The sequence below is a fragment of the Edaphobacter bradus genome, from assembly GCF_025685645.1.
In the GTDB taxonomy this organism is placed as follows: domain Bacteria; phylum Acidobacteriota; class Terriglobia; order Terriglobales; family Acidobacteriaceae; genus Edaphobacter; species Edaphobacter bradus.
The window spans coordinates 1,255,992-1,268,977 of the sequence record NZ_JAGSYF010000002.1; the positions used below are offsets into that span (position 1 = coordinate 1,255,992).

The 12,986-nt window shown below is 60.1% G+C and carries 11 protein-coding genes; 7 read left to right on the forward strand and 4 right to left on the reverse strand.

What is annotated here, in order from left to right; genetic code table 11:
• The first annotated feature begins 103 nt into the window (after positions 1-103).
• The 3 genes from OHL16_RS11400 (at position 104) to OHL16_RS11410 (ending at position 2,323) form a co-directional block, all read left to right on the forward strand.
• Entirely contained in the window at positions 104-1,060 is a 957-nt protein-coding gene (locus tag OHL16_RS11400; protein WP_263367247.1) for an SGNH/GDSL hydrolase family protein, read from the forward strand.
• A 78-nt stretch (positions 1,061-1,138) separates the two neighbouring features.
• On the forward strand, positions 1,139-1,510 hold the full coding sequence (locus OHL16_RS11405; RefSeq protein WP_263367248.1) for a metal-sulfur cluster assembly factor: 372 nt from the start codon (positions 1,139-1,141) through the stop codon (positions 1,508-1,510).
• A 9-nt stretch (positions 1,511-1,519) separates the two neighbouring features.
• On the forward strand, positions 1,520-2,323 hold the full coding sequence (locus tag OHL16_RS11410) for a class I SAM-dependent methyltransferase (RefSeq protein WP_263367249.1): 804 nt from the start codon (positions 1,520-1,522) through the stop codon (positions 2,321-2,323).
• A 244-nt stretch (positions 2,324-2,567) separates the two neighbouring features.
• On the opposite strand, the gene OHL16_RS11415 is transcribed toward OHL16_RS11410, so the two are convergent.
• Together OHL16_RS11415 and OHL16_RS11420 are read right to left on the reverse strand one after the other, a co-directional pair.
• Positions 2,568-4,136, reverse strand: coding sequence for a sialidase family protein (locus OHL16_RS11415; protein WP_263367250.1), 1,569 nt, complete (start codon positions 4,134-4,136; stop codon positions 2,568-2,570).
• 360 nt (positions 4,137-4,496) lie between these two features.
• Complete coding sequence (locus tag OHL16_RS11420; protein ID WP_263367251.1) at positions 4,497-4,919, reverse strand: DUF4019 domain-containing protein; 423 nt, start codon at positions 4,917-4,919, stop codon at positions 4,497-4,499.
• A gap of 167 nt (positions 4,920-5,086) precedes the next feature.
• Here OHL16_RS11420 and OHL16_RS11425 point away from each other — a divergent pair, with 167 nt between their 5' ends.
• A complete protein-coding gene (locus tag OHL16_RS11425; protein WP_263367252.1) occupies positions 5,087-5,659 on the forward strand; it encodes a redoxin domain-containing protein in 573 nt (190 codons plus the stop codon).
• Between the two features lie 94 nt (positions 5,660-5,753).
• Positions 5,754-6,023, forward strand: a complete 270-nt coding sequence (locus tag OHL16_RS11430) for a hypothetical protein (RefSeq protein ID WP_263367253.1) — start codon at positions 5,754-5,756, stop codon at positions 6,021-6,023.
• Between the two features lie 14 nt (positions 6,024-6,037).
• Here OHL16_RS11430 and OHL16_RS11435 read toward each other — a convergent pair whose 3' ends face one another.
• Complete coding sequence (locus OHL16_RS11435; RefSeq protein ID WP_263367254.1) at positions 6,038-7,894, reverse strand: NHL repeat-containing protein; 1,857 nt, start codon at positions 7,892-7,894, stop codon at positions 6,038-6,040.
• A 267-nt stretch (positions 7,895-8,161) separates the two neighbouring features.
• On the opposite strand from OHL16_RS11435, the gene OHL16_RS11440 reads away from it, so the two are divergent.
• A complete protein-coding gene (locus OHL16_RS11440) occupies positions 8,162-8,659 on the forward strand; it encodes an Hsp20/alpha crystallin family protein (RefSeq protein ID WP_263367255.1) in 498 nt (165 codons plus the stop codon).
• Positions 8,660-8,779: 120 nt separating this feature from the next.
• Positions 8,780-11,446: an ATP-dependent chaperone ClpB gene (gene clpB, locus OHL16_RS11445; protein WP_263367256.1), complete on the forward strand. Its 2,667-nt coding sequence runs from the start codon at positions 8,780-8,782 to the stop codon at positions 11,444-11,446.
• Between the two features lie 296 nt (positions 11,447-11,742).
• Here clpB and OHL16_RS11450 read toward each other — a convergent pair whose 3' ends face one another.
• On the reverse strand, positions 11,743-12,792 hold the full coding sequence (locus OHL16_RS11450; protein ID WP_263367257.1) for an acyltransferase family protein: 1,050 nt from the start codon (positions 12,790-12,792) through the stop codon (positions 11,743-11,745).
• Between the last annotated feature and the right edge of the window lie 194 nt (positions 12,793-12,986).

Here is a 12,986-nt window from a genome sequence, read left to right on the forward strand (position 1 = left end):
TCGATGGCAAAAAAGGCAACGCCAATCTGCTGCCTGCTGTTAGTCTTGCCGCAACTCCGCACAGGGTCAGGGCCAAAGGCCGAAGATGCGGTCGAGGTGATTCATGGCAGAGCAGCACATCATCGATGCAATCGCAAATGGTCAAAAATCAGCCGATGCAGTTCTCGCACGCCGTAAGATTGCGCGTGCCAACCGTGCAGCAGCAATCGCAAAACACACCAGCCCGATCAGGTTCAATGTTCAGATGTCGGGCTTTGCTCAGCCGGCAGTGGGCTTCGTCGATACGGCACATCAAACAACCGGGTTCCTGATCGCCGCCGGAGACTCATGGTTCGACTATTTCGATCGAGACATCCTGGAGCAGTTGAAAGAACATTATGGCTACACCGTTCGCTCTGCGGCACATGCGGGAGACAGGATTGAGGCCATGGTTGAGCACGACTCGCAGCTTTACAAGCTGCAGGAATGCCTGGAGGAGGTCCTCGATCAGGGAGCCGTGCCCCAGGCGGTACTCATCTCCGGGGGCGGCAACGATATCGCAGGCAAAGAGTTCGGCATGCTGCTGAACAGCAAGGACTCCGTAATCGCCGGCTGGAACGATGAGATGATTGATGGGCTGATCAACCAGCGGCTGAAGGCGGCCTACACCGCGATGCTCTCCGGCGTGAATCAGCTTTGCAAGAGTTCCTCGCTGGGCAAGGTCCTGCCTGTTCTCATTCACGGTTACGACTACCCCGTTCCTGACGGCAGAGGCGTTCTGGGCTTGTGGCCGCTGCCGGGACCGTGGTTGCAGCCCGGTTTCAACGAGAAGCGCTTTGGCGATCTGCAGCAGAATACTGATGCCATGCACGATCTGATCGACAGATTCAACGCAATGCTTCAGACGCTTCCTCAACTGGCTGACTTTGCCAATGTTCGCCACGTCGATCTGCGAAATACCTTGTCTACCAAACTGGCAGACGATGCGTACCAGCAGGTATGGGGGAATGAGCTCCATCCGAACGAAAACGGCTTCCCTCTGATTGCGGATAAATTCGCTACCGCGTTGAGTAACCTCTGAAGGCTGTCCTGTGATGCCTGCCCTCCGTCCTCAATGGCGGAGGGTACACTACTTTATGGGGGAAAGCTGCAACATCTCATGCTCACCGAGGCCCAAATCCTCTCCGCGCTGCGCAATTGCTACGACCCTGCGTTGCCGTGCAACGTCGTTGATCTTGGCCTTGTCCGCTCGATCAGCATCCAGCACGACCCCGAGGCTCCGGGCGCAGGAATCCCTGGGGTTCCGCGGAAACATCGCATCTATATTGAGCTTGTGCTGACCAGTCCAACCGATGAAGCTGCTGCCCAAGTGACCGCGCAGATCCAGAACCGTCTCGCCGGGTTGGAAGAAGCGGGCGAGACGATCGTCGTCATCCTGAACGAACCGCCGTGGACTCCGCTGCAGATCACTCCTGCGGGCCGCCGCATCTTAGGCCTCGACGGCAACCCTAACCTGGTTCAGATCCGTTGAAGCGACTCCATGCCCAAGCAAAAGGCCCAACTCGCCCCGCAGAAAGATCCGCCACCTGTCGCAAAGCGTCCGCGCGACCTGCTTCGCGCGACCACCAAACCCATTCATCCCTTCGACCAGATTCACGGTACCGACACCAGCGGCCTTGTCCCCGCCGCTGACCTCTTCACCGGACACCCGAATGACGACCACGTCACCGCCTACTACGGCGTCGCGCCGAGCATCCTTCGCGCGCTCGTGGAGCAGTGGCGCGAGACGCCGCCGCCGCATCCGCCCGCGACCTACACCTTTCTCGACCTGGGAGCAGGGAAGGGCCGCGCCGTTCTGCTCGCAAGCGAGTTCCGCTTCCGCGAGGTAGTTGGGGTCGAGCTGAACGCTTCGATGGCTGCGATCGCTCAGCATAACGTCGATCTGTGGACCCATGCACACGCGACCGATTCCACCGCGCAGCGCATCTCCCCAATCCGCGTCGTGCACGAGGATGCCCTCAACTTCGAGCTACCTGCCACCCCCACGGTCGTCTTTCTCTTCCATCCCTTTGAAGACCCCGTCGTCGCTGCGCTCCTCCGCCGCATTGAGAGCGCCTTTGCGCGACGCCCCGGCGACCTCGACATCCTCTACGTCAACGCCGAGCACGTCGCCACGCTCGACCGCCATCCCGGCTTCCGAAAGCTCTGGCAGGGCCAGGTCGCCATGTCGCCCGAGGACCATGCTGCGGACCTTGAGGCCATCGCCCAGCAGGAAGAGTACGGTTCGACCGGCGACGAGCTATGCGCCATCTACCGCTATGCCGGACGAGGCACCAGAGACTAGAACCCATCTCATAATTGCCTCTGGTCGGCGAAACTTGGCAGAATTACTTCCGTATTGCCGACCATCCGTTCGGAACTGGTTCGATGCGACCTATTTTGCGCCTGTGGCGCTGATTGACAATAGGGAGCCAATTCGAGAACTGCATGCTGAGGGCACCCGCCTGGAGGAAGTGCCACTCAGCTTAGGTGCTTGCGCTGGGACTGACCCTTGCCGGCCCGCCGATTGTCCCAGACTCTTACCTGCTTTACGGCGTTACATGTGCAACGAAAATATCGGAGTTGCCAAAGCCTGGCGAGCACGAATCGTAGATGTTGGGCTTTGTCGTCGTGAATCCGGACGCACGCCATGCGTCAATCGCGGAGCACGTCGCACCGTTGCGCGTGTCGGTCCACGAAAACCAGAACGAGCCATCCGAACTTGCAGCCGCGCCGTTGTAATCGCCCAAGAATTGCGAGCCCAACCCATTTGTCGTCGAGACATCCGGATCCGAACTTACCGTGCTGATCTTCACTGACGAGCCGAAGGACGCGCCACTATCGCTTGAGAGCACAAAGTAGGAGTCATAGAACACGACACCCGCACCGGGCGCGGTACCTGCCGGCTTGTCGTCAATTGCGTTGAAGCCGATAAAGACGTTGGTTGCGCTAACCGCGACCCCCGGATAGAAGGCACTGCGCCCCGTCACGTCCGCCGCAACGCTCACGTCCCACGACGCTCCGCTGTCCGTCGATTTCGCCAGTTTGACGACGCTGTGACCGTTGGTGGAATCCGTCCACACAACGAAGAGGTTTCCCGATGCATCGATGTCCACCATAGGAAAGCTGTCGGTGCGGAAACTAGCGCCGGGGAACGGTGATGGCACATCGTTTTTGAAGCTGACGAGGAACGGTCGCGTAAACCTGACGCCACCGTCGGTCGAACGTGCGGCGAGGATCGCGCTCTGACCCTTCAGGGCACCATCCCAGAAGACGAACACGTCGCCATTGGGCGCCGAACGAATCGTCGAACCTTGCCGTCCGCCCACGGAGCCATTGTTCGCTGCCTGCGTCAACTGCTTCGCATTTTCGAATGTTTGCCCGCCATCAGTGGATCGCGCGAACATGATCGGCTCAGGAGAGAAGGTGTTCGATTTGCCAAAGTTGCCCACGCCCCTGAAGAGCGTCCAGCTGACGTACACGACTCCAAAGTTGGGGCTGGTTGGGTTGTTGTCTACCCAGATCGCGATCTTGTCGTTGAAGTCAACCGGATTCGTCCGCGAGGTGGCGACGACAGGCGCGCTCCATGTCGTGCCACGATCATCCGACGTCGCCACGGCGATGAACTCCTGTGGTGATGCGGAGGAAACGCCCAGAACTCCGGCCAACGATCCAAAGTAGGCGCGCGCACCGTTAGCATATGTAAAGCCGCCGGTCCCATTGGGCTTGGGACCAAATGCGACGACCGGATCACCGTCGGAGCGGAGATTCGCGCTGCTCCAATCCAGGATTGTCTTCGACCACGAACTGCCGCCATCCTTGGTCACATAGACGCCGGTGGTCTGCACTGTGGGAGAGAAGGGGCAACTGGAAGAGCCTCCAGTCGCGGGCGTGCAGTCCGGTTCCTGGATTTCGTCGTTCGCCCCGCTGATCGCGTTACTTGCGTCGATGGGATTGGCCGCCATCGGTGACTCGTTTTGTTTGTTTTGCGGAAAATGAGCCGCGGTAGGACTGACATTCGTTTGGGTGACCGTCGCAGCGGATGCAACAGATACAGTGAGCAACGGGGTCAGAATCGCGCTCACGACAGGAGTGACCAGCCAAGTAGTTTTGCTCATCTTCTTGTTCCTCCGTCATTCCGCATGGGCATTAACGGTCGCGGGGCATCCGTGTGGTGGTCGTAATAGGGGAGCTACGACTCTCTCATACGGGCCCACTGCCGCTCAACGCTGGCACCGAAATCGCAGTTGCCACGCCCTCGCTTTAGGAACTAGAGATGCTGAACAGAACTGTACTGTTGCCGAACGCGTCATAATTTGCGTTTTTTGCCCACCTCGCTGTTTGTGAGCAAAAAGGGCGCTCGCCAACGCGGAATTCAGAACGCAACCATGAACCCGACGTATCACCGGCAATCCGGAAGTTATGCCGAGGGCGGGCCAAACCGGCTCGTCAATTTATTTATGGGATAGGTTCTAGCCCTACTTAATGTAGTAGCCCACCACGCGCCAGGCGCCGTCCTTCTGGACGCTTGTGATGACCGTCTCGTAGCCCACCTGCTTGTGCTCGAAGCTGGTCTCGAAGATGATGACCTCGTACTCGCCGTCAGGCGCGCCGGGCAGTGACTTCGAGTAGGAGGCGCTCTTCAGCCGCCGGACGACCAGCTTGCCCATCTGATCGCGGACTCGCTTGATGGTCTCAGTCCACTTCTCCTGCGTCACGGCCGATTGAAAGGCGGGGCCGGCATCCTTCCAACTCTGGTCGTACTGTTCGGAGTCGACGAGCGCGAGCCACGTCATGTCGGCCCGCTGGGCAGCCAGTGTCTTTGTGTCCTGCTGCGCGGCTCCGGAGAGCGTTACCCCCATCAGCAGACCCGCGAGCAGGCCAATTCGAGCAGCTTTCATCCTGAGCGATCTCCTTTGCCCCAAGAGTACTCCACTCCTACAGGAGCGGTACCCCCTCTGGAATGAGGCAAATGCCCCGTGGAAGCAACCCAGCCGCCATCTCTGCCCCTCCCCTGCACCCGAAAGTTGTATTACAGCCACCCGTGGGTCTTCCTACAATCTCTGGTATGAGCATGCGCAGATTGTTCCTCCTCCCCGTCCTTCTGCTTGCTGTCTCGCTTCCGGCCGTAGCCGCGCCCCCGGCTGTGGGCCAGACCGCGCCGGACTTCACCCTTCCCACACTCAGCGGCAGCGCCATCACTCTAAGCTCTCTTGCCAGGAGCGGAGGCCCGGTGGTTCTCGTCGTTCTGCGTGGATATCCAGGCTATCTATGCCCGTTTTCGCAGCAGATCTTTAATAGCTACCAGCAGTACGCCGCGCAGTTTGCCGCGCTTGGTGCGCAGATGCTCGTTGTCTTTCCCGGGGCCGCGAACAAGAACCTCGCCTCTGACGCCGCATCTCTCCTGGGAAGTGTGGCGCTGCCCTCCAACGTTCACCTCGTCCTCGATCCTGACTACAGCTTCACTAACCTGTATGGCCTGCGCTGGAACGCGACGGACGAGACAGTCTATCCCTCGACCTTCCTGATCAACCCCAATCGGCAGGTGGTCTTCTCGCACGTTGGCCAGTTCCACAGCGATTTCACGCCGGTCTCTGATGCGCTGCTGGTCGTCAACGCCGATAACAACAATCCCAAGTAACGAGACTCTCTTACTCCGCGTTTAGCCCCGATGCGAGCAGTAGCCGCATCGGGGTTTTTGGTGTTACCATTCGCCACGAAGACCCGCGAGCGCGATGCACACCTGCCAGGTTCGGTTCGACGTTGATCATCCGCTGCGCATTCTCCGGTGCATGCCTCCGGACGATAGAATCGCCGATCCCCGCTACGCCGCCATCCACTTCGAAGACAGCATCCAGCTTCTCAACCGGCTGCGTCGCGCAGGGCTGCCCGAGGAGATCGCCTCTCCCGTGAATCCAGCCACTACCTGGACCGTCACCTTCGAGCAGCTCTCGTTGCTCGGGTACTCTGCGGAGCAGTTGAGGCTGATCGGCGTCTACGCCTAGCGGCTGGCTGGCGACTACGGGCGCTGTCCCAGCATTGAGGGCGTGATAGGAGTTTTTACGGGAGTCGCCACGCCGACAAACTCCGTCACCGAGTTGTAGGTGAAGTTTGCGACCCACACGTTCCCCGAGAGATCGACTGCGATCCCACGCGGGCCGCTGACATACTGCGCCTGGTACCCGGTGGAAGGCGTGATCGCCGTGCCGGTGTTGGTGAAGGCCGAGATGGAGTTGCCATCGCGGTTCGCGACCCAGATGTTTCCCGAGCCATCCACGGCAATCCCCGCAGGGCCCTTCAACCCTCCGCCGGTGTAACCTCCGGGCGGGGAGATCAGGGTTCCACTGCTGTTGAGCTTGCCGATGGCGTTGTTGCGGTTGCTCACAAGCCAAAGATGGTTCGAGGCATCCACTGCCATAGGTGTCAGATCTTTGCCCGAGGCCGCCGTGACGGACTCGGAGAACTGCGTGGAAGCTCCAGTCGACAAGTCAAACCGGTAGAGGACCTGGTTGTGGCCCAGGGTCCACCCGTGGCCGCCCGAGTCGATCGCCATCCCGGAGTTATACGAGTTGGCGAGGAAGGTGGCGACCTTCGTTCCGCCCGGGCTGAGCACCGTCGTGGCAGTCTGGCCTGAGACCCAGAGATTTCCGGAGGCGTCAACGGCAGGGAAGTAGCAGGCCGAAGAACAGGCGTAGGCTGCCGAGGTCACCGGGGAACCGTTGCCGCGAAAGCGCGAGACGCTGGACGAGCCGAGGGGCCAGAAGTTCACCGCCCAGACGTTGTCCAGCGAGTCCACGGCCACGGCAAAGGGCACGTTCAGCCCGCCTCCGCTGAAGCCGTACCCTCCGTCGAGCGGCGTCCCCAAGGGGTCGAATTCAAACAGGGCGCTGGCCGTGTACGAAGGCACCCAGAGGTTTCCGGCTGAATCGAAGGCAGGATAGTATGGCCCTCCCATGCTCTCGGAGAAGAAGGTGACTCCGATCGTCCAGTCGTTCGGCGCCGTGGCCAGCGTCGGCTGAAAGGGCGCGGCGGAGGGCACAAGGTTGAAGAGCGCGGAAATGTTCAGGGCCGGGTTCCGTGCGATCTTCAAGGCTGCGGTCGCGGTGTCGGCGATCGTGGAGGTGTCGCCCGCCGCGCGTACGCTGTTGAAGAGTGTGGAGCAGGCCGAGGTTGTGCCGTCCGAGTTGACGCAGGGGACCAGGATGTCGGCCAGTGTGTTGATCTCCGCCTGCGGCACCGAGCCGTTGCCGACCAGGTTCTGATCGTTGGCGGTTCCGGCGCCGACGTTGACCAGATTGCCTGCCGTGGCAAAGGCGTTGGCAAGCCCCTGCTTTGAGGCCGCCGATGGTCCGGAGCTGACGTGGGTCAGATCCGTCATGAACCCGGAGAGCGCGTACACCGCTCCAATGGTCGTAACCTCGTTGACGGCAAGGTAGGGCACGTTATCGCCCAGATTGCCATCGCTCGGGCATGGCCCCAGCACGGCCATCATCGCGAGGCCGGGATTGGTCACCTCTGACTGAAGCCCGGGATTGCCTCCCATGACGAGCACGTAGGCCTCTTGTCCGGCTGAGCAGACGTATCCCCTGGAGAGGGAAAAGTTGCCATTCGCATCGGTGGTTACGTAAGGCCCCAGAGCATCGGTCGAGACGCGCGGATCAGACTGGATGAGTAGCGGAAGGCTCGCCGCGCCGTAGGCTGCGGTGTTGGCTGCAAAGAGATAGACGTGCGCTCCGGCGACCCCCTGTTGTCCACCGTGGACCCCTCCTCTGAGGGAGTGGCTCGTCGCGACGGGCGGCGCGAGCTGGGAAGGAGTTACGCCGCACCCTGTCAACAGGGCGGGAACCAGTAGCAGGATGGGCAGCAAGCGCTTCACAGAAAGTGGTCCTGAGAGTCGCGCCAACCGGCTAAGTCCCCGGGAGGTCGCGAGATACGAGCGATTTTCGCGCTGGGCCAAGCATATCCGAGCAGGGTGGGAAAGTATCTCCCACAATTGAGGGATAAAGGGTTACGGGCGTTGGGTGAAATATATGAGTGTGTTTGTATCAAATAATATGCAACCTTTACGCTAATCATGCGTCTTATAGATAGCTGGCCGGTCAACCGGCGACAAATCTAAGGAATTATCAGGAGGATGTAAGGTATGACGATCACTCGATTTGCTCCGTTTCGTGCGCCGCTGAGCGACGTGGCGCTGCTGCAGCACAGGCTGAACTCAATCTTCAATGAATTCCCTCGTGTCTCTGGCGAGACCGAGAGCCTTTCAACCGGAAACTTTGTTCCCCCGGTTGATGTCTATGAGGATGCCCATAAGGTCGTGCTGAAGCTCGAAGTCCCGGGCATCAAGCAGGAGGATCTGGACATCCGTCTGGAAAACCAGACTCTGACCGTCAAGGGTGAGCGGAAGTTCGAGAAGGAAGAGAAGGAAGAGAACTTTCACCGCATCGAGCGCAGTTATGGCAGCTTCGTTCGGAGCTTCACTGTTCCGCAGACGGTGGACACCGATTCAATCGCGGCTTCTTACGACGCCGGCGTGTTGACGATCTCCCTTAACAAGAAGGCGGAGGCGAAGCCAAAGCAGGTGAAGATCTCAGTAGGTTCCACGCCGGAGCCCAAGCAGGTAGAGGCGTCAGCGGCCTAAGGTTCGTTCGAACGATTCCGGAACGGGAGGCTAAACGGTCTCCCGTTTTTTATAGCCAGTGAGGCATCAAAAGAATAAGCCCGGCTAGTATTTGGGGGTCGGAGTGTGTGGAGGATTTGAATGGCGATTAAGTGGGAAAAACTGACAGTGAAGTCCCAGGAGGCGATCCAGGGGGCGCAGGGCCATGCCGCGGAGAACGGCAACCCTGAGGTGCTGCCGCTTCACCTGATGGCGGCGCTGCTCGAGGACCGCGAGGGAGTGGTGATCCCGGTACTCGACAAGGTCGGGGTTCCGGTGGAGCAGTTGCTGAGCGGGGTGAACTCGGCGATTACAAAGCTGCCGAAGGTGCAGGGAGGCGCGCAACCCGGACTGTCGGCTGCGCTGCAGAAGGTTCTGGAGCAGGGCTTCAAGGAAGCGGAGAACTTCAAGGACGACTACGTCTCGACCGAGCATCTTCTGCTCGCGCTGGCGAAGCAGAAGGGCGATGGCGTGCAGAGTGCGCTGGCAAGCTTCGGGGCGACGCATGATGCGATCCTCAAGGCGCTGAGCGCGGTCCGCGGCTCGCAACGTGTGACGGACCAGAACCCCGAGGGCAAGTTTCAGGCGCTGGAGAAGTACGCCAAGGACCTCACCGAGCTTGCGCGGCGAGGCAAGCTCGATCCTGTGATCGGGCGCGACGAGGAGATTCGCCGTGTCATCCAGGTGCTCTCGCGGCGGACGAAGAACAATCCGGTGCTGATCGGCGAGCCGGGAGTCGGCAAGACGGCCATCGTCGAAGGACTCGCTCGCAGAATCTTTTTGGGCGACGTGCCGGAGATTCTGAAGAACAAGCGCGTCTGCGCGCTCGACCTCGGAGCGATGGTCGCAGGGGCGAAGTTCCGCGGCGAGTTTGAGGACCGCCTGAAGGCTGTGCTGAAGGAGATCGAGGGCTCGAACGGCGAGATCATCCTCTTCATCGACGAACTGCATACGCTTGTCGGCGCGGGCGCGGCCGAGGGCTCGATGGACGCGAGCAACATGCTCAAGCCGGCGCTGGCTCGCGGCGACCTGCGCGCGATTGGCGCGACGACGCTCAACGAGTATCGCAAGTACATCGAGAAGGATGCGGCGCTCGAGCGGCGCTTCCAGGTTGTCTACGTCGGCGAGCCGAACGTCGAGGACACGATTGCGATTCTGCGCGGCCTGAAGGAGAAGTACGAAGCGCACCACAAGGTTCGCATCAAAGACTCGGCGATTGTGTCGGCAGCGGTGTTATCGCACCGGTATATCTCTGATCGCTTTCTTCCCGACAAGGCGATTGACCTGGTCGATGAGGCGGCGGCTGCGCTGGCGATTCAGATTGGCAGCGTACCGGTTGAGATCGACGACCTGGAGCGCCGCGCCACATCTCTCGAAATCGAGCGGACGGCGTTGAAGCGCGAGAAAGATCCGAACTCCATGGAGCGGCTGGAGATCGTGGAGAAAGAGCTGGCCGAGGTGAAGGAGACCGCGGCCGCGCTGCGTGCGCGCTGGCAGAAGGAGCGCGGCGCAATCGGTCGTATCGCCGAGCTGAAGCAACAGCTTGAGGACCTGCGCTTCCAGATGCAGGAGGAGACGCGCAAGGGAAACCTGCAGCGTGCTGCGGAGTTGCAGTATGGCGAGATTCCGAACCTCGAGAAGGAACTGCGCGAACTGACCGCGCTGCAGGATGCGGCAGTTCGCGAGGATGCTGCGTCTGCCTCCCATGCCCCAGTGGGAGATGGCGCACCCAAAGCCGTGGCTCCGCGGAGGATGCTCAAGGAGGAGGTCGACGAGGAGGACATCGCTGCGATTGTTTCGAAGTGGACCGGAATCCCGGTCAATAAGATGCTCGAAGGCGAGACGCAGAAGCTGGTGAAGATGGAGGAGCGTCTGCGCGAGCGCGTCGTTGGACAGGACGAGGCGTTGAGCGCGGTTGCGAATGCGATTCGCCGGTCCAGGGCTGGCCTATCGGACCCAAAACGTCCGATAGGGTCGTTCATCTTCCTTGGGCCCACAGGCGTAGGAAAGACAGAGACCGCGCGTGCGCTGGCTGAGTTCCTCTTCGATGACGAGACCGCGATGGTGCGGATCGACATGAGCGAGTACATGGAGAAGCACGCCGTCTCGCGGCTGATCGGTGCGCCTCCGGGATACGTCGGCTACGACGAGGGCGGACAGTTAACCGAGGCGATCCGGCGGCGGCCATACGCCGTCGTCCTCTTCGACGAGATCGAGAAGGCACATCCGGATGTCTTCAACATCCTGCTCCAGGTGCTGGACGATGGCCGGCTGACCGACTCGCAGGGCCGCACAGTCGACTTCAAGAACACCGTGCTCATCATGACGTCGAACATCGGTGCGGACAAGTTGTCGACGGCGTGGGCCGCAGGCCCGGAGGGCTTCGAAGAGGCCCGAGGCCGCGTGATGGAGGTGCTTCGGCAGAACTTCCGGCCGGAGTTCCTCAACCGCGTGGACGACATCGTTGTCTTCCGTCCGCTGGACGAGTCGCAGTTGACGCACATCGTCGATCTGCGCCTGAAGGACGTGCAGAAGCTGCTGGCGGACCGCAAGATCACGCTCGAGCTTACGGACGCGGCGCGCAAGGCGATCTTCAAGGCCGGATACGATCGTGCGTATGGAGCGCGGCCTTTGAAGCGCGCGATCCAGCGCATGGTGCAGGACAAGCTGGCCATCAGGATCCTCGACGGCGAGGTGCTGCACGGCGACCATGTCACTATCGATGCCGGTAAGAACGGCCTCGAGTTCAAGGTAGCGCAGCCCAAGTAAGTCATTCCTCCGCCAGCGACGTCCCCGCTTTCTCCCATCGCCGTGCTCGCCTACCAGCGTCTCGCGGCCCGATGATGATGAGTTACTATGATATGAGCAAGCCTCCATCCTCGACAGGTGAATAGATGCTAGATCGCTTCCTGCGTTGGTTCTGGCCACAACACTATTCGGAGACGGCGACCTGCCAGCAGTGCGTCGCGGTCGTCTCTAAAACCCGGATGTATCACAATAAAGTCTATGGGTGGTTCTGCAATGAGGACGAGTTTGAAGAAGAGTGGCTTGGGCGCCAAATCTAATCAACTAAACGACTCCGCAAAACTCTTCTGGACATCGTTGGTTAGCCTCCGGGCATACGCAATGATCGGCCGCTCCATCACGAAGTAGATTACTGACGCGAGACCCAGCGTTAGAATCAGGTCAACCGGGGACGGATCGCGGTGTAGGGCTCGTAACATCACCTGATTGACGGGAATGTGAAATAGATAGACCCCATAGCTGATGCGACCGAGGTAGGTGACTGGACGGCTAGAGAGAATATCGTAGACAACGCCGCGGCGCAGCATGAGTACCCATGCAACCAGACAGAAGTAGATGGCCGCGAAAAAGGAATACGCCAGCGCGTTGTACGTCACCGAGTTCACATCGCGAACGGTAGTGGAGCAGAAAAGAAAGGAGGGGGAAAGCGCCAACACTGCCCAGCCACACCAACGCTGCCAGGGAAACGCGGCTCCCGCCTCCGTCAGCAACGCCAAGAGGCTTCCAGCCGCCAAGCTGTCCAGTCGAAATGGCGTCAGATAGTAGATATAGGCCCACGAATCGAAGTGGGGAGTCGCCATTGCCCGCAGGATCGGCTCTGTGACGAGGATTGCCAGAAGCAACATAAGGAGAGTGCGCCTACGAAAGAACGCGACGGCCAGAGGCCACAGCAGGTAGAAGTGCTCCTCAACCGCCAATGACCACAGAGGATTCAGCATGGCCCTACTGAAGCGGGTAAGACTCGTCAGGTTGCCAGCGAATAGCCCATATCCCAGAACGGTAAGCGGTTGAACATGCTTTGTGACCAAGACATAGAGCGCCAGCAAAAGGATAACTGGCGGCAGGATTCTGGCGATTCGCCGGATGTAGAAGCGAGACCAGTAGTTCGGTTTGCTCCTCGTCCCCAGGAGTATCCCGGTGATGAAGTAGCCGGAGAGCACGAAGAACAAGTCAACGCCGCTGTAGCCGAACGGGGGGCCAAGGCGGGTCGTATGGAAGCAGACGACCATGAGGATAGCGACGGTTCGAAGACCGTCCAGCCTATCGATTCTGTTGTTGCCAGTGTTGGGGGAGGAGGGGAGCAGCCACACCCTGAATCGTTCCCATTGGGTCATGTTCCGAATAGTACCGCATCCAGAAAATTAATCCGGCACCCGATCCGGCACCGGCGCATATCTGTTCTGCGGCAAGATATCGCGGACGACTCTGGCCATCATCTACCTTGCTTCCGTCCTGCTGGTGTCGCACGTGTTCTGCGTTCTGGTAGAGGAGCCGTCGTTGCGCC

Bases quoted from the DNA above. Each gene is read 5' to 3' on its own strand.
- clpB (WP_263367256.1), top strand. From the start codon at position 8,780: ATGGCGATTAAGTGGGAAAAACTGACAGTGAAGTCCCAGGAGGCGATC.
- OHL16_RS11425 (WP_263367252.1), top strand. From the start codon at position 5,087: ATGAGCATGCGCAGATTGTTCCTCCTCCCCGTCCTTCTGCTTGCTGTC.
- OHL16_RS11410 (WP_263367249.1), top strand. From the start codon at position 1,520: ATGCCCAAGCAAAAGGCCCAACTCGCCCCGCAGAAAGATCCGCCACCT.
- OHL16_RS11415 (WP_263367250.1), bottom strand. From the start codon at position 4,136: ATGAGCAAAACTACTTGGCTGGTCACTCCTGTCGTGAGCGCGATTCTG.
- OHL16_RS11430 (WP_263367253.1), top strand. From the start codon at position 5,754: ATGCACACCTGCCAGGTTCGGTTCGACGTTGATCATCCGCTGCGCATT.
- OHL16_RS11420 (WP_263367251.1), bottom strand. From the start codon at position 4,919: ATGAAAGCTGCTCGAATTGGCCTGCTCGCGGGTCTGCTGATGGGGGTA.
- OHL16_RS11400 (WP_263367247.1), top strand. From the start codon at position 104: ATGGCAGAGCAGCACATCATCGATGCAATCGCAAATGGTCAAAAATCA.
- OHL16_RS11405 (WP_263367248.1), top strand. From the start codon at position 1,139: ATGCTCACCGAGGCCCAAATCCTCTCCGCGCTGCGCAATTGCTACGAC.
- OHL16_RS11440 (WP_263367255.1), top strand. From the start codon at position 8,162: ATGACGATCACTCGATTTGCTCCGTTTCGTGCGCCGCTGAGCGACGTG.